The 16,349-nt window shown below is 45.1% G+C and carries 13 protein-coding genes, 1 tRNA gene and 1 pseudogene; 1 reads left to right on the top strand and 14 read right to left on the bottom strand.

What is annotated here, in order from left to right; genetic code table 11:
• Positions 1-9: 9 nt before the first annotated feature.
• The gene (locus tag BM043_RS12755) at positions 10-756 is read right to left on the bottom strand and encodes a porin family protein (RefSeq protein WP_092792236.1); all 747 of its coding nucleotides are present in this window, start codon (positions 754-756) and stop codon (positions 10-12) included.
• A gap of 180 nt (positions 757-936) precedes the next feature.
• Between BM043_RS12755 and BM043_RS12750 the strand changes: the two genes are divergently transcribed.
• Positions 937-1,010: transfer RNA gene (locus BM043_RS12750), tRNA-Arg, on the top strand.
• Positions 1,011-1,227: 217 nt separating this feature from the next.
• Here the strand turns inward: BM043_RS12750 and BM043_RS12745 are convergent.
• The 13 genes and pseudogenes from BM043_RS12745 to BM043_RS12685 form a co-directional block, all read right to left on the bottom strand.
• Complete coding sequence (locus BM043_RS12745) at positions 1,228-1,677, bottom strand: JAB domain-containing protein (protein ID WP_092792234.1); 450 nt, start codon at positions 1,675-1,677, stop codon at positions 1,228-1,230.
• Between the two features lie 50 nt (positions 1,678-1,727).
• Positions 1,728-2,633 (bottom strand): DUF3871 family protein, encoded by a 906-nt coding sequence (locus tag BM043_RS12740; protein ID WP_377901397.1) that lies wholly within the window; start codon positions 2,631-2,633, stop codon positions 1,728-1,730.
• Positions 2,634-2,694: 61 nt separating this feature from the next.
• Entirely contained in the window at positions 2,695-3,585 is an 891-nt protein-coding gene (locus BM043_RS12735) for an AAA family ATPase (RefSeq protein WP_092792532.1), read from the bottom strand.
• 130 nt (positions 3,586-3,715) lie between these two features.
• On the bottom strand, positions 3,716-4,069 hold the full coding sequence (locus BM043_RS12730) for a hypothetical protein (RefSeq protein WP_092792230.1): 354 nt from the start codon (positions 4,067-4,069) through the stop codon (positions 3,716-3,718).
• Between the two features lie 200 nt (positions 4,070-4,269).
• Positions 4,270-4,722 (bottom strand): annotated as a pseudogene (locus BM043_RS12725) (BRO-N domain-containing protein); the annotation flags it as partial.
• Between the two features lie 236 nt (positions 4,723-4,958).
• Positions 4,959-6,509: a hypothetical protein gene (locus BM043_RS12720; protein ID WP_218144149.1), complete on the bottom strand. Its 1,551-nt coding sequence runs from the start codon at positions 6,507-6,509 to the stop codon at positions 4,959-4,961.
• 590 nt (positions 6,510-7,099) lie between these two features.
• Positions 7,100-9,970: a type I restriction endonuclease subunit R gene (locus tag BM043_RS12715; RefSeq protein ID WP_092792224.1), complete on the bottom strand. Its 2,871-nt coding sequence runs from the start codon at positions 9,968-9,970 to the stop codon at positions 7,100-7,102.
• A 264-nt stretch (positions 9,971-10,234) separates the two neighbouring features.
• On the bottom strand, positions 10,235-10,471 hold the full coding sequence (locus BM043_RS12710) for a hypothetical protein (protein WP_092792222.1): 237 nt from the start codon (positions 10,469-10,471) through the stop codon (positions 10,235-10,237).
• Positions 10,472-10,633: 162 nt separating this feature from the next.
• A complete protein-coding gene (locus tag BM043_RS12705; protein WP_143189537.1) occupies positions 10,634-11,161 on the bottom strand; it encodes a hypothetical protein in 528 nt (175 codons plus the stop codon).
• A 14-nt stretch (positions 11,162-11,175) separates the two neighbouring features.
• Positions 11,176-12,123, bottom strand: coding sequence for a hypothetical protein (locus tag BM043_RS12700; protein ID WP_143189536.1), 948 nt, complete (start codon positions 12,121-12,123; stop codon positions 11,176-11,178).
• Between the two features lie 9 nt (positions 12,124-12,132).
• On the bottom strand, positions 12,133-13,320 hold the full coding sequence (locus tag BM043_RS12695) for a hypothetical protein (protein WP_092792216.1): 1,188 nt from the start codon (positions 13,318-13,320) through the stop codon (positions 12,133-12,135).
• Entirely contained in the window at positions 13,317-14,525 is a 1,209-nt protein-coding gene (locus tag BM043_RS12690; protein ID WP_143189535.1) for a restriction endonuclease subunit S, read from the bottom strand. Before BM043_RS12690 ends, BM043_RS12695 begins: the two co-directional genes overlap by 4 nt.
• 87 nt (positions 14,526-14,612) lie before the next feature.
• A complete protein-coding gene (locus tag BM043_RS12685) occupies positions 14,613-16,181 on the bottom strand; it encodes a type I restriction-modification system subunit M (protein WP_092792213.1) in 1,569 nt (522 codons plus the stop codon).
• Positions 16,182-16,349 lie beyond the last annotated feature (168 nt).

Raw genomic sequence — 16,349 nt, 5'->3', positions numbered from 1 at the left:
AAGGAAAGCTTAGAATAAGTTCACAGCAATTCCAAAACTCACTTGCTGTGCTTCAGTATTGAAAGGTCCTTGATTTTCCTGGAACATTTTATTCAATCCAATATAACTCCAGACATAAAAGCCCGGGGTGCCTGCTTTGATACTCACTCCGTATCGGATTTTCTCTAGGCCATAGTTCTGGGCATCTTTGACTTTTCGCTCAAGACCCTCTCCGTCGGTATATTGAATTTTGCTGTGCGCATTGTAAAGAAAACCAACTTTGGCACCTATACTGGCTCGAAAACCTTTGGCATAATTGTCCTTGTTTGCGTGGTAGGTTAGGTCTAGTGGGATATCAAAATAGTTTACAGCAAAATTATTTTTATCCACTTGGATATCATCTCCCAAAACTTCTGTTAACTCCAGGTATTCACTAGATTCAGTTCCTTTAGTTGGATCATTGAATAGGTTTTGTTCGTCCTGAAAGGCGAATTTGTTGGAGCTAATTCCAAACCCCGGATCAAAGGTAAATCCTGAAGACTCTCCGAAAATGGCAATGGGGTATTGGTAATAAATATTGAAGGATCGGGAGCCAAAAAAATTGGTAGAAATGTCTGCAGGTCTGTTATTGAGTAAGTTAAAGCCAAATTCAACTTTCAGATCGGCGGGGATATTGGGTCTCCCACCGATGGGAACTTTTGGGGATTTGACTTCGTCCTGGGCAAATGCAAATTGGACAAGGCTAAAAGCGAGCAGGAAACCGAATATTTTTTTCATTAAATCAAAGCTTAATTAGATTCTATTGCGGGCAAAAATAGAAAATCTCGTAGGATTAAACCTGCTTTTCCTCTTAATAATTCTTAAGGCTCAGATTCAGCAGGATAGGAGAATGCTAAAAAATCCCCGAAAAAGAAATTTGCAGAAAAATGATTTTTGGGTACCTTTGCAATCTGAAATGGCTTCGTAGCTCAACTGAATAGAGCACCTGATTACGGCTCAGGAGGTTTCAGGTTTGAATCCTGACGAGGTCACAATATACGACAAACCAGACGGGTTTTCTAGTGTTTTTGTCTCCATTTCTTGTCTCCCTTTTTTCGATGGAGACACAAAAAGGAGACATGGAAAAAAGGGGAGAGCTGAGGCGTCTCCCTTTTCTTTTTCTAGTGTGGCTTGTTCGGTCTGCTTTCAGCGAAAATTTTTACAGGAAACCATCTCCTCTCCAGACCCTCTATCTGAGTGTTCAGAATCTCAAAGTTTCCCCTCATCCGCAAAGCTGAAGTAACCATTGTCAGCAGTTACAATGAGATGGTCCAGTAGCTCGATTTCCACATGCCGACAGGCTTCCCGGACTCTCCTGGTCAACCGTATATCCTGCTCGGATGGATTGAGCCTTCCCGATGGATGATTGTGCGCCAGGATGATCCCAGATGCCAGCGTTTTCAGCCCCATGGTCAGTATCAGCTTGGTGTCAGCCACTACTGAAGCTACACCCCCTTGGAATGCTTTGTAGAATCCGATTACCGTGTTTGTCCTGTTCAGATACAGGATGACGAATTCCTCACGGGCCTCGATCAGATCCCTGTCAAATACCCCCTCTAAGACTCGGAAGGCATCCAGACTTGACTTGATCGAACCGTATTTCTCTTTCTCCCCAGTCCTGTGGTAGCTGAGCTTGAGTTCGTACAGAAAATTTTTCATGTTGCTTCTCATAAAGAAACCCCACCGCTAGAAACGATGGGGTTTGCTGTTTAACTCAAGTACCAAAAGTCTGGGTGAGAGGAATCCAGTGCCCTCCTGACCTGATGAGTGAATTCATGCCCGTTCACCCCACGTTCCAGAAACTTGTCAATGTAGGACTGCTTGTTGGCTCCGGTGAATAGGTTGAAGAATCGCCACAGGTCAATCGAACCGTTTTCCGATCTGGAGAAATCAGCGTCATCGTAGAAAGCCTCCACGATTCTCGAAACCTGGGTGTCGTTGATCAAAAGCTCTGGGATCTCGTTTCTGAGAACTCTGGGGAGAAACTGATACATCCTGCAACGTCCGATGATCTGTGCGAATTGACTCTCCTCTAACTCGTAAGCGGTGAGCATGGCCAGATTTCTGACATAAGAGACGGGATCGAAGCTAGCGATGAGCTCCATCACCTGATGGAAAAGCTCCTCAACTGTTCTTGCTTTCAAGTCCAACTTCACGCCGTCAGTAGAAACACACAGATTCGTGCAGACTCTGTTCTTGAACCCGATGAAGACTTTGAAATGTTCGGGACTGCCCTTGCAGGAATTCAGGTTGTCCAAGTGAAAGGCTTTAACCCCACCCACGGTCAGCTCAAGAAGATTCCCAGAAACCTCATCCCGTACACCCGGAATGGTGATCATGAATGCCATCCGCTCGTAGTAGATCGTTTTCTCATGCGGGAGTAATTCCTGGGCTTTCTTGTGACGGGCCTCATACACCCTGCCCTTGACGGGATGAGAAACTCTGATGCTAGCCTCGGGAAAAGCATGCAGCCCGAAACTCTCCTGTGCAGCCTGTGAAACTGCCTCCACGAACTCACAGTGAGAAATCGTAGGCTCATTGTCCTTCAAGAAGACTGGTATCACATGCTGGTCACGCATCTCAGAGAACTCGACGATCTCTGTGTTGGCTTCGATGAATCGGGAGTCCAGCTGTACCTCGTCCTTCTCGGTGGTTGTCCGAATTGCTGGTAGTTGATCAATGCGCAGTAGTTCCATTTTGTCTAAACTTTGAGAGTGAGAGAAGGGAATTTTTCTGCGCTATGAACTCGTCACGATAAGCCTCCTGCAGCTTCGGGTTTGCATTGAACAGCTTGATGAGCTCATCCATGTTCTGACAGGCGTGGATCGAGTCAAGGAAACTCAGGCTCTTCTCAAATTCCTCAGAAAGAGAAAAGACATTTGGTTTCTGAGAAGCTTGGTTTCCATCCATGCACCAATTCAAGATCTTCTTTCCGGTTTCTTCTGAGATCTTGAACTCCGGCTGGTCCACAAACATACCTGTCCTATCTTTGGAGGCGGAAGCTTGATGCTTGATGTTCACGTCGAAGACGATAGTAAAATCGTACTCCAGCCCATCGCGCTGTACGCCCTTCATCCCAACTTTCTCAGGAACCATCTTTCCGTTTTTGTCCGTGAGCACGTAATCCTGTTTGCTCCGAACAGTCGCAATGACATGCGCAGAGGAAGAAAGGATTTTGTTGATCAAGGCATTGTGACGGGGAGTGATCTTTGCCCAGTTGGTGAAGCTGTTGCCTGGCATGCTGGACTGGATGTCGAGGAGAGTTTCCCACTCATGGGAGATGCTGTCAATGATGATGACCTCCATGCCCGCTCCTTCGCAAAGGTCGATGGCCTCCACGTATTTCTCAGGGGTATGCGGTGAACTGATGGAGACCACATTGTACTGACCCAGATGGGCATAGAGATCAGCGCTCTGGTTCTCGGTGTCTATTACGGCAATCTTTGACCAGTTGCCTGTAAGACCGTAAGCTAGCAAGAGAGAGGAATAAGTTTTTCCTGCCCCACTTGGACCCTGTAACGCTAGTCTGATGCGTGCTTGGGAACGTTTCGATGTACGTAAATCCATGGTGTTTTTAAGTTTAGGTTTAACACTGGATTTGTTGGGGGGTAGGAATCTGGGTGGAAAGAGCAAAAGAAGACCCCCGGGGGGTAGGTCCAAATGCTACCGATGCCGGGGGTTCTTCAGTGGGGGGTACTTATTCGCTAACGTGTTGGTCGATTTCCTCTGACAGGGAGTCAATCAAGATCTCATCGATGGCTTCTTCGATGAACTGATGTGAGCGCTCCAAATCACCCCATAGTTTGAGGATAGCCTCTTCCAAGCTGATGGGTGAAATCAATCCACAGGGTTCTACTTCGCAGACCTGCAACTCCAGCATCAATCCATCCAACTCGTGGTCAGTGATGGAGCGTGGATTTGGTGTTTTCAGTAGCTTGAAAAGGAGATCGCGGTAGGTTTCAGCATCGGTTTTTGACTTGAACTCATCGGACACGATGAGGGATTTTTCGACAGTTGCCGAGTTGAGCCTAATGTGGTAGTTTTTGGTCATGAGTTAAACGAGTGTTGTTATATATAAGATACGGAAAAACCGGCTAAAAACCATCTTAAAGGCCAGAAAATCAGTGTCTTTAGGCCTTTTTTTTCGATTTGAGCACGTGGTTTTTGATGATGATTTTCAGGATTGAAAGCGCATAAGACCTCGGTTCTGACAAACGGGGTTTCTTGAACTCGGGGGCTTTTGAGCTTTTTCTACCCAGACCACTGGTGTTTATCCGTAAGGTGATCAATCTGAGGTTTTCTCCCAAACTTGACTTGCTGTCCCGGGTGGGGGAGACGTCTTGGAGTTCTTCTGTTCCAGTCGGATTTTGGACACTCTTCCACAAAACGGGTCAACATTTCATCCACGGCTCTGGTGTCGGTCAAGGGCTCGATCTGTTTCTCCGGAGTGAGGTACATTCCTGTTTTGTGAATGCTCGGCAACACTTCCTCAAAGATCAAGTTCTCGAATCTCTCTGCGGCAGGCAGTTTGGATTTGGCGATCAAGCGGTACACGTCGGGTCTGGGGATGATTTTGGTGTTTTGAATACCGCCTTCCGAAGGTAGTCGCAAATCGCGCCCCCCTTTACAATGCTTTGATATTGCGTCTCTTGTGTTCTTGTACCCCAACACTTCGGCAACATCTTTGGCGACAAACCACTCCTTGCCGTTCTCAACCTCGAACCTTTACCCAGAAGAAACCGTGTTTTGCTATTTACTTTTTGAGCAAGTTCAAATTTGCACCGAAAGGAAAGAGACGAAATAAGTATCAACGGTGATCACCTTCAAACGCGGAGTCGCAGAGTTAACTTTTAACATGTCCTGAGAAAACTGAAAAGGGCAACCTACCAAAAAGACCGTTATGTATTTCTGGCGCTATATATAATCGTCAGGAACTCACCTTAATCAGGGATGTAATCTTCCGCTGCAAAACCGGGGAAAAAGTACTTTTTTAAACCAGCCGGAAGACCTTCCACGATCTTTCTTCCTTTCAGATAATAACCATCCCGCTCATTATTGTTACTTGATCTTGTTTCAAATATGGCCTTGATGTCCTCAAGAATCATTTTCTCCACGTCTTCCTTCGTTCCTGGTGGTATCAGTTTTCCAGAAATTGCAGCGGCTTGTTGATACTTATGGATCAGGTCATCGTTGGAGTACCAAACACCTTTTTCGGGTGAAAGTGGAATTTTCTGAAAAAGCTCTTTTAGGAAACCAGTTGTCGGATCTTGGATGGCGAAATCCAATTTGGTTTCTAACCTTTTCAGGTTTCTAACTGATGTGCCAGATCTCTCTTTGCTAAGGGTTTTTGAAATGGCTTCAATCAATACATCTTCATCGATGTATTTCCTGAACTTTTCAAAGATACTCAGCCCTAATACCACAGCCTTTGTTGTGGCTTGTTCCTCATAAGCTTCCTCAAAGCTCATTTTCCTTTTCGCGATATTGTAGAGCAGCGTTATCAGTTTTTTCTTTTCGGTAGAAGCCAATTTCGCTATATGCGTGTCAGTTTCGCTGGGGGTTAAAGCCGAATGTTTTTGAGAAATATTCACTACACATCCACTAGTTCGAAGCGCTTCGGCAAGCCCGTTTTTGGGATGATAAACAGTTTTTGCAACTCGTGAGTACTCAAGTAAGGCGTCGATATTTAAAAAGGACACCGAATAATCACCTTTTAAATTCTTTCGAACCAGCCGGGAAGAGTCAACAGCACCATTTGTCAGCATGGCTTTAAAGGTACTTTCGATTCGTGCTTTCATGATAGGACTTTTACTGTATGTTTTCTCAATGCAGTTCAGGCTTTGGAGTTGTGATTCCGCTGCTTCCTTCAAGTCATGAAAAGAAAAGAAAGGGCCTTTCGGAATATCTTTTCTTTCGTAGATGATAGTTTCGGACAAGAGTCCGTTTCTTCCTCTTCCAGCCACTTGTTTGATTTTCTTCTCAGAAAGCCGAAGGACAGACTCTTTTGATGAAACATATGTGAAAAGGTGAAATTTATCCTGAAGATCAAGCCCCGTGAAAAAAGCAGACGTAATAAACGTCACTAAGCCAGGTAGATGCTCACCTTTTAGCTCATGGTATTTTATGACTTTGGCCTCACTCGAACTGCTGCACAAAACATTTATCTGTGCGATGTCAACCCCTCCACTAAGCTTGTCGTCGGTAATAGCTTCAATCACAGAGTTTATCAACGATAAACTGTTCAAGGCTATGACTACTTTTTCGAAGTTCGAAGGGTCACCAGAAAACTTTTTCAATATTGACTCTACTAGAACTCCAAACCCATTGTCGCATTCAAAAAGTTGAACATCCCTCTTATTGCCGTGCTCATACCGTATAGTGATTTTCGGTTCATTTAAAAGCTCAGGGTCAGTAAACTCTAGTGGTGTTGCAGTAACCATCGACCTTCTTTCTGGTTCGATCTGTTTGTAGATGTCCAAGCATTTTTCCATACCATCCCGAAAGGTTGAATCGAGCTGAAAAGAATCTGATTCATCGATGGTAAAGTGGTATGTTCCCAGCTCCTTGGTTGGAATTTGTTTGATAAGTTTGGTCAAGCTTTCGGCGACTACAAGAAACTTTTTGAAGGGATTTTTACTCCTGAGGTAGCTTTTGATCATTGACGGCTCAATCCCTTTTCTGGTTTCGATATCCGATCCGACATACAACGCTGGGAATGGGTTGTTTGGGTTATTTGCTTTTTGAAACGCTGTACTTCTTGTAGGTTCCACGATGATTGAGTTTCTTAAACTGGTAAGCTCCAGCGTTGTTGCTCCCATTCCGGTTTCAGCTTTGTAGATGATTCCTGACGGAAGAAAGTTTAAGGCCTCTGAGAGCTTTGTGTTTTTACCTGTTTTTGGATTTACGGTTTTGATAGTTAGTGTGTTTCCTGATTCTGAGACTATCAAATCGTTGGTCTTAATATCAAACATGTTGGTTTTGGAGCTTATTTCTACACTTGAGAGGTTCTGAAAAAACGTGTAAAAGTAGAAAGATCAATCGCTAAAGCTTCTGTCTTGGCTGGATAATTCTTCCAATTTTTTTAAGCAGCCGCTATCCCACTGATAAAAGTCTCCACGAAGTCCACGATTTTTCCAATCACCCGCTCGGCTGTGGTTTTTCTTTTTGAGAGGCTGGGCTTAGCCTTCATGATGGATACCACCTCGTCTCGGAGGGGTTCTTTCTCGGTGTAGATGTAGCGTGAAATGATCTCTTCCAACTGCTCAGATTCGAGTCCTTCTTCTTCGCTGAGTTTTCGAACAGCTTCAATCCGTTCTTTGGTCCAGAAATCGGCAAACTCATCAGGGATTTGAGCTGAGTCCTCGATCTGTGGTAAATGCTCGCGTATGAATTTTTCCACCAGTTCGCGCTTGCTTCTCAGCTGTGACTCTCCCACCATCAGGTCAACGATGGCTTTCTGCTGTTTTTCTTTTTCCTCTTCCGGTGCATCCTTCAGTTTGGCGAGGAGCTTGATGATATAGGCCACATTGATTTCATCACGATGGATCAGTTCCAGCTCGAAGTCCACGTCTGAGAGAATCGAAACCTTCTCTTTTTGATTATGACCTTTGGCTTTGTCGTAGAGATCGAGGTATTTGCTCTTGTAGTCTTCAAAGGTCTGCTCTGGCATTGCCAAATCTTCAAAACTGAACTCGGTGTAGGTTGTCATCACGTTTTTCAGACGCATCAGCTCCCGAAAAGCTTTGATAAACTCCATTTCCTCCACTTCGCTCGGGAGTTTATTGACGCTATTTACAGTGGGTGTGATTTTCAGGAGATTAATAAAAGCTTCGTTGAATTTCTCCACGTAGTCCTCGTAGGGTTCAAGGATGATTTCATCCTTTGCCTCGATATTTGAGAAAAGTGTGATGGCTTCATCGGTCGCATCTTTCAGATTTCTGAAGCAGACGATATTCCCCTGGGATTTGAGGTCGCCCTTGATTCGGTTGGTGCGGGAATAAGCTTGGATCAAACCGTGATATTTCAGGTTTTTGTCCACGTACAGCGTGTTCAGCGTTTTGCTGTCAAAGCCTGTGAGAAACATGTTCACTACTAAAAGGATATCCACCTGCTTTTTCTTCACCCGCTTGGCTACGTCGTTGTAGTACTGGTAGAAGAGCTTGCTGTCTTTGGTGGAATAGTTGGTGCCAAACTCGGAGTTGTAGTGGCCTATGAACTCGTCCAAGTATTCTCTGGGATGCTTTTGTCCAAGGGTAGGGTAGAGCTCTCGCTCTTGATCAGCAGCCATGGGGAAATCGCCTTCCTCCCAGTCGTTTTCAAATCCACCGTCTTCAATCAAGTCTACATTGGCACCGTATGAAAAGATCGTGGCTACTTTGAGGTCGTGTAGCCCCTGTACTTTTTTCTCGTGAAAGATCTGATAGTAGTCGATGAGGACGGGTACACTCGGCACGCAGAATATGGCGGTAAACTCTTTGTTGTGGGTTTTTCTTCGGTGGTTTTCCAAGATGTACTCCACGATATTTTCGAGTCGTTGGGGAGCTCGCATGACTTCCTCCTCGTCAATTGCCTCCACGTTGATGTCCAGGATGTGTTCCTTTTTTTTGAAAGTGCTGATGTACTCCACGGAGAACTTGAGCACATTGTCGTCTCGGATGGCATCCGTGATCACATACTTGTGGAGACAGTCCCCGAAGAGCATGGTGGTTGTCCGCTTGCCGTAATTGTTGGATCCTGCATTCTTTTCGAAGATCGGAGTCCCGGTGAAACCAAACATCTGAGAGCCATGGAAAAAGTTTTTGATTTCCTCGTGGGTCTTCCCAAACTGGCTTCGGTGGCATTCGTCGAAAATGAAAACGATGCGCTTGTCCTGAAGGTGCTTGATTTTGTCAAGGTGCCTTGTTTTCGAGACAGCCGTGTTCAGCTTTTGGATGGTAGTGACGATTAATTTGTTGTCTCCGGCAAGTTGATTGACCAGCGTTTGGGTGTTGTTGGTTCCGTCGATGCTCCCTTTGCTGAAGCTGTTGAATTCTGTGATCGTCTGCGTGTCGAGATCTTTTCGGTCCACCACAAAAACGACTTTGTAGACCTCGGGGAGATTGGTCAGGATTTGGGCTGTTTTGAAGGAAGTCAATGTTTTTCCTGAACCCGTCGTGTGCCAGATGTATCCGAATTTGCTGGTAGTCTTGACTCGCTCTACCAAAGCCTCCACCGCATAATACTGATAGGGGCGGAGCACCATCAGTGACTTGTTGGATTCGTTGAGCACGATGTACTTGGTGATCATCTTGGCGATGTGGCATCGCTCCAGGAAAATATCAGCAAAAGCTGAGAGCTGGGTGATCAGCTGATTTTTTGGAGTCGTCCAATAAAAAGTCTGTTTGAAATCCCGCTCATTCATGGATGAGTTGGCGTAGTACTTCGTGTTGACCCCGTTGCTGATGACGAAGATCTGAATGAACTGGAAAAGCCCTTGGCCTGAGCCGAATGAATGAATCCCGTAGCGCTTGGTTTGGTTGAAAGCTTCTTTCAGTTCCAGCCCTCTACGCTTCAGTTCGATTTGAACCAGCGGCAGCCCATTGACCAAGAGGGTGACATCGTAGCGGTTTTTGTACTTGCCCTCCATGGAAATCTGCTGGGTGACCTGAAACTGATTCTGACACCAGTGGATCTGATTGATCAGCTCAACGGTTCGATGTTCGCCCTTGTCGTCTAGGTAGGGAACCCGATCTCTGAGAAGCTTGGCCCGCTCAAAGACATTGCCCTTGTTGATGAAGTTGAGGATCTGAGTGAATTCCTTCTCACTGAGCTGTTCCTTGTTGTGAGCCTCCACCTGCTTTTTGAGATTTGCGAGCAGGTCTTTCTCGTCTCTGATCAGGACTTTTTTGTACCCCAGCTCTTCCAGCTGGACTACAAGATTGTTTTCTAGGGTCTGTTCCGGTTGTATGGTCATGAAAGCTAAAAAAACGACCCGAGAGCAGATCTTATGGTATGCTACTCAGGTTTTGTTGGCCCTAAGATGCTAATTTTAGTGAACAGCTACAAGTTTCGACGGGAAATCGAGAAAAAGTCAAAGCCGTGGCTTTTCAGAAACTTGACGAAGCAAAACCTTCGGCTCTTTTACAAAACTGAGTGGTGGTTGGATCACTCTTCTCTTAAGCCAAGTAGCCAAACAGCTTATGGAAGCGGTTGAAAGCTGATTTGGTAACTACGCCTCTTACATGAGGTGTCGGAAGAGATTTTCTACTTCTATGAGGTTTTCCTCTTTTTCGGATTCATCGAAGCTGTCCAGTACATCCTGCTTCTGCCTCTCGCTAAGATCCTCCCATAGGGGCTTTCCTGCCGATTGTTGATTTTGCTTGGAGAGGAATTCAATCAGCGATTCGAGGAGTTCCTCATTTTGAATATCCTCGACCAACTTGATAAGCTGGGCTTTGAGTTTTACCACTGACATGATTTTGGAGGTTTTGTTCTGTCAAGATAGTTGAGGACGCAGTACTTTCAAAGTTCCGGCGTTTCTCGCTAAGGAGTCAACAAAAAGGAAAGTAAACTCAATGCGTTTAAACCAACGGTGTTTAAACAGGAGAAGTTTGATTTATTAGCTCTTCGTTGCGTTTCACAAGTTGTTGTAGAAACTCAGTTCTAAAGCGGCGATTGATTTAAAGTTTTCTCTTGTCGCTAGGATTCGAGCTTCTTCGATCACTTTGATGTAATCATCTTCTTCCATGTTTTTTGTCCAGTTTGTGGGATTCTTGATCTTCATTTTTTGTTGAATCAGTCTGTCAACCGGAAAGTGAGGTGGTTCCTGGACTAATCCGAGGCACCAAAGGTACTTGAGGTAAAGGTTTAAAACTTTTTGTGCATGACCAAAGCGAAAGTTTACAAACCCAAAACGTGTTGTGTATTCTTTGAGCTCTTTTATGTTTTTTAGGTGTGTTGGTTCATCTAGAGTCGTGGCCTCATAATGGTTTTGGATCATTTCAGTCACAAACTCGTGAAGAGCTTTCTTGAAGCTTTTCTTGTCCTCACCTGTTGTTCCGACCTTATAAATATTACCCGCCCGGCTTGTTGCAGCTCCAATGGTAGATGACCAGAGCTGTTCTTTCAGAAACTCTTTTTGCTCTTGCTTGATATCTTCTGTCATAGGGTTTTTAGATGCTATCCACACTTCTTGATCAACCAATCCACCAACCCAGCTGAAATCGCAAGTTCGGCAAGCTTGTCGCTGAAGTATAGGACTGTTCCAGTTTCAGATTTCAAATTCTGCAATCCTTTTTCAGGACGAGGGCAAACGTAGAATACTTTCTGGTAATCTTTTCGAAACCCCTCAAGCTCTTTTTCATAAGCCCGGAATTCCTCCAGCGTAGACCGTGCTTTTACTTGTACGACTCCTCTTTCACCTGTGACAGTGGATTCCAAGTCGAGATCGATTGTCTTTTCTTGTTTTCCAAGGTAGCTGACTCTCCTCCACCCAGACTGTCTGAACACTAAATCAACGAACAGCTCTAGGTCGTTCCAATACAGCTTTTGGATCAAGCCCGCAATTTTGGTCTGAAGTGCTGCAGTCAAAGTCTTGATTTCTTCGGCATCCCCGGATAACTGATTATTGATTTTGCGGAGGACATACTCAGAAGGAACCTTGCAAATCGTTCCACGGTAGGCCTTTGTGGTCAGAAGTTCACCTGAAAGATTTCCAAACAAAAGTTTTTCACCGGCAATATTCTCATCTGACCATTCTCCTTTCACCCTCCTTGATTTGATGTTTTGTTCATCTATGGTGATCTCTGTTTCAGCTTGACACCACCATAGCTTGTTGTCATGAAAGGTCACCCAAACAGTACTCTCACCTTCTTCGTAGAAAGAGCGGATTTGCCTCAGGTGGTTAGTTGATGTACTTGCAGAATGGCCTTCTTTCGTAAGAAATTCATGTACAGCCGACCAGTCGCCATCCATACAAAGAGCATGTGGAACTGTCCGATAGTCGAGCTTCATTGTATGAGGATTTCCTGTGAAGCATTTTTTTACAAATTCACCACCTTGCCCGAGCTTGATGTAGAGTATAGTTTCTGCTTCAAGTAATCCTAAGGGACTTGATTCATTGTTCATGTTGCTGTGTTATTTCTTACTGATCAGGTATCTTCCCGAACTATCTGCTGCAGAGGATGTTGTTTCAACGGACACTATTTCCCCTGGAGTAAAAAGGTTGTAACTATACGGTTCTAGTACCTTTCCATGTTTGAAGCTTGCCAAAGGACCTAGGTTAACAATCATTCCCAGCTTATCTTCAATAAGGTTTAAGCTAGAGTAGGAACTGCTGGTTTTCTTCAGATGAACCATCATACTTCCCTTTGCTGATTGGAAAGCTTCTTCAAACTCCCACTCTCCACTAAGCATCGGAAATGATGATCGATTGTAGGAAAGGTAGCTTCTTTCAAACATTTTTGGGCGTATTGGTTCCAAGCCCAGCGCTTTCAGTTTGCTTTCATTAGCACTTTTTACATCAAGTTTTCGAAAGTATTGTTTCCCTCCAAATGCCACAAGGATCTCCTCATCAGAAAATTGCTGAGAGATTGTATGGTAGTTGCTCACGGTTTCATGAGTAATGTGTTTCATCTCAAAGGTTTTCTTGTTGAATGTGGAAAGTTCTACCAAAAAGTCATACTCTCGAACACAGAAGTCTTCCATGTTTTTGATGGCCCACTCTACATACCCTATATCGAACTGAAATAGATAGCTGATGGGTACACCCTTATACCAAGACTTGTGCATTTTGTCGTAAATGGAGGTGACACAGTTATGGGACTGATTAGTAGTGATGAAGGGTTTTGATTCGTCAAGCCCTTTGTTTTTAAAATACACTTTTGATGTTGCCCAAGATGGTTCCGTTTGGTAGGTTAGAGTGCTTTCTTCTTTATTGTTACTAACTTCTTCGGCGGAGGTAGTCAATAGGCTCTCTAAGTGGTGGATCACATCAATCTTCTTTTTCTTTGAGGAAAGCTGGTTGATAAAGTCCTCGCTATCTAGTTTTAGTTTACGGATTTTTGAGTCTGATAAGCTATCCTTATAAACCTGGAAATAGGGGAGAAACTCAGAAAGTACTTCTGCTAAGCTGAGTGTAAGAAAAAGCCATCGGTTGCTTGAGGTGTTAGTTGATTTTTCGTAAAATTCCTTTAAGAAAAAAATTAACTCTATCTCACTTTGAGGTAAGAGAGAGTGTTGAATGTAGGCAACTAGTGCCTGCAACTGAGAAGTAGTGAGCCTTTCCTCAAATATCGTTTCACTGAGTCTTTTCACTTTTTTCACACAAACATTTTTTGAAGCAGCCCCTTCTTCCAGGTCTGCGTGTGAGTGATCTGTTGATTTAGGTTTTCGATACTGCGGTCCAAGCTTGTTAGAAACTGGACGATTTTTTTCTGCTCTTCAAGTGTTGGGAGATTTACCAAAAAGGTTTTAACATCTGAACTGCTTACTGCGGTAAAAGTGCTCCCCTGTTCGATGGACTTCCAGTTTGGCTCCATGAACACCAAAGTTTGAAAAAGAAAAGGCTGAAGCGTTTTTGATTTTTTGGTTGTAATCGAGCAAATACCTCTACCTAGACAGGCTTTAATGTGATTTAATCCAATGTAGCCTACAGGAGCTCTCACTGTCATGACAATATCTCCTGGCAAGCTTGTTTTTGTTGGCGAGGATGTCCATTGTCTGGGTTCAACCTTTCTGTTTTTCAAGTCAGCATTTCCTTGAACAAGTGGAAGCCCTTCATGGACATCATTGTAAGATTTTGAATCTGGTGACTGCCCCATAATTATATCAGCAACCTCCCCCAACTTCTTCTCCTCCCAATCTGGAAACTCAGATCCATCCTCGGCTTTGAAGCGCAGAGTTTGTGAAAAGATCTTTTGCATCACGCCCTTTTTGTAGGCTTCCAGCTTTTCCTTCTTGGCCTGAAGCAGTTCGATTCTCCGGTCCACCGCTGTCAGAAACTCGGCGATCTTTTGCTGCTCGGGGAGGGAGGGGAAAGAGATTTTGAAACCTTTTATCGACTCAAAGTTCAGACCTTCACGACCACTTCCAGTTTGTCCTTGAAAAATTAGCTTTTGACCCCGATATGAACTCAGGATAGCCTGAAGAAAGCTTGGAGAATCCTTTTTTAGACGGATTATGCATACGTGCTGGTTGACGTTTCCTTCTTTGAAATCTTCAGGGGTGACACAGCTCCGACCTATTGAACCACCTGTGATATTGAGCAAAATGTCCCTTGGGAGTATTTTGCTCCCGGCCATTTCTTCGTGAACGTTTGTAGGGATACATACTCCGTCAAGCACTAGCCTTGAATCCAATACATTCTGGCTTCTGATGAATGGGATTCCCAGAGACGTGTAAATTTGCTCACCGCCTCTTGGTGTTTTTCCACTTCCGATCTTAGCGGTAATTTCCCCAAGTTTTTTCTCAGACCAGATATCTGAAAACTCTGGAAACCTCAGCTTCGGTACGTTTCTGTTTTCGCTCATGATTGATGTCTTGTTTGTGATCACTCTTATTTGCACTTAAGCCGTTTTCTGCAAATATGGATTTCCTTATTTGCACTTGCTGCCACATCAGAAAGGCGTTGAGATTCCGAGTTGCTTGCAGAAACCGATCAGGGAGGCTTCGTTGGACTTGAGTTCTGAGTCCAGCGTTCTGAGATCCTCGGCCACTTGATCGATGTCGATTTCTTCCTCTTCCTCGAAGGTGTCCACATAGCGGGGGATGTTCAGGTTGTAGTCGTTTTCGGCGATTTCGGCAAGTGTCGCCACATAGCTGTATTTCTCGATGGTCTCCCGATTGCGGTAGGTGTTGACGATCAGCTCCACGTCGGCATCTCGCAGTTCGTTTTGATTGCCCACTTTGATATAGTGATCGTCTCCACTTGCATCGATAAAGACCACGTTTTCATCTTGCTCCCGGCACTTCTTCAGTACCAGAATACAGGTCGGGATACCCGTGCCGTAGAAGATATTGGCCGGAAGGCCGATCACTGCATCGATGGCGTTCATTTCCCTGATCAGGTACTCACGTATCGTGCCCTCTGCCGCTCCACGGAAGAGCACCCCGTGTGGGAAAACAGATGCCATGATTCCGTTGTCACTGAGCTGAAAGAGCATGTGCTGTAAGAAAGCGAAGTCTGCTTTGGTCTTGGGTGCCAGTCGTCCATAGCGGGCAAATCGCTCATCGGTTTCATAGAGCGGATTGGCATCTCCCTTCCAGTGAGCAGAGAAGGGAGGATTTGCTACGATCGCCTCAAACCGCTCCTCCACATGATGAGGATGCTCCAGCGTATCCTCCTGCTGAATATTGAAGTTGCGAAAGTGAACGTCGTGAAGGATCATGTTCATCCGAGCCAAGTTGTAGGTGGTGCGGTTGAGCTCCTGTCCGTAAAACTCCGCGACCTCTGCCTCCTTCGCCACCCGGAGCAAAAGCGATCCAGAGCCACAGGTCGGATCATAAACCGATCGGATTCGGCTTTTTCCTGTGGTAACCAGCTTTGCCAGAATCTTGGAGACCTGCTGTGGGGTGTAGAATTCCCCTGCGGATTTCCCCGCACCAGCGGCAAACTTACCGATCAAAAACTCGTAGGCATCGCCCAGCACATCAGACTCAATGTCTTCCAGCTTGAAGTCGATCTTGTTGAGGTAGTTCAGAATCTGGGAAATGATGGAATTTCGTGCACCTACGGTTCTACCGATCTTGGTGGAATTCAGGTCGAGGTCCTCAAAGAGCGCATTGAAATCCTCCTCCGAAGCTGTCCCCATGGTGCTCTGCTCGATATGGTTCAGGATGGCTTTGAGGTCTTCCAGAATGTAGTTGGACTCACTTTCCGTGTCTGCATTTCCCCGAGCTGCGATAGCGTCAAATAGCTCGTTGGGTAGCAAAAAATAGCCGAGCTTGTCCAGTGATTCCTCCTTGACGGCTTCCAGCAGTTCGGGATCCTTGAGGAGTTTATAGTCTTTGACGGCTTCGGTCTCCAGGAGACTGTTGGCGTAGAGGTATTGCTTTTCGCTGAGGTACTTGTAGAAAATAAAGCCGAGGATGTAGTCCCGGTAATCATCAGCGGAGATTTTTCCCCGGAGTAGGTTGGCGATCCCCCAGAGTTGGCTTTCCAGCTGTCGTTTTTGTTCTTCGGACATGGATGGTTTGGTTTTTTAAAAACACTTTTTGGTGCTGATCCACAGGCATACAGAAAAAGGCCGGGTAGAATACCCTGTCGTGGAGCTCTTCCAAAAAGTCTTTCGGATTCCTAAAAATAGGCTTTTCGGTGGAAAGCGAAAGGGTGTTGGTGGAAAAAAAGAGCCCTC

Source organism: Algoriphagus hitonicola, from assembly GCF_900113375.1.
In the GTDB taxonomy this organism is placed as follows: Bacteria; Bacteroidota; Bacteroidia; order Cytophagales; family Cyclobacteriaceae; genus Algoriphagus; species Algoriphagus hitonicola.
The sequence above is the reverse complement of the archived record's forward strand: the minus strand, read 5'-3'. Positions and strand labels throughout refer to the sequence as shown.

Coding starts and splice junctions, on each gene's coding strand:
- BM043_RS12735 (WP_092792532.1), bottom strand. CDS start 3,585: ATGGATTTACGTACATCGAAACGTTCCCAAGCACGCATCAGACTAGCG.
- BM043_RS12690 (WP_143189535.1), bottom strand. CDS start 14,525: ATGAGCGAAAACAGAAACGTACCGAAGCTGAGGTTTCCAGAGTTTTCA.
- BM043_RS12685 (WP_092792213.1), bottom strand. CDS start 16,181: ATGTCCGAAGAACAAAAACGACAGCTGGAAAGCCAACTCTGGGGGATC.
- BM043_RS12730 (WP_092792230.1), bottom strand. CDS start 4,069: ATGACCAAAAACTACCACATTAGGCTCAACTCGGCAACTGTCGAAAAA.
- BM043_RS12755 (WP_092792236.1), bottom strand. CDS start 756: ATGAAAAAAATATTCGGTTTCCTGCTCGCTTTTAGCCTTGTCCAATTT.
- BM043_RS12715 (WP_092792224.1), bottom strand. CDS start 9,970: ATGACCATACAACCGGAACAGACCCTAGAAAACAATCTTGTAGTCCAG.
- BM043_RS12720 (WP_218144149.1), bottom strand. CDS start 6,509: ATGGAAAAATGCTTGGACATCTACAAACAGATCGAACCAGAAAGAAGG.
- BM043_RS12700 (WP_143189536.1), bottom strand. CDS start 12,123: ATGAACAATGAATCAAGTCCCTTAGGATTACTTGAAGCAGAAACTATA.
- BM043_RS12710 (WP_092792222.1), bottom strand. CDS start 10,471: ATGTCAGTGGTAAAACTCAAAGCCCAGCTTATCAAGTTGGTCGAGGAT.
- BM043_RS12705 (WP_143189537.1), bottom strand. CDS start 11,161: ATGACAGAAGATATCAAGCAAGAGCAAAAAGAGTTTCTGAAAGAACAG.
- BM043_RS12745 (WP_092792234.1), bottom strand. CDS start 1,677: ATGAAAAATTTTCTGTACGAACTCAAGCTCAGCTACCACAGGACTGGG.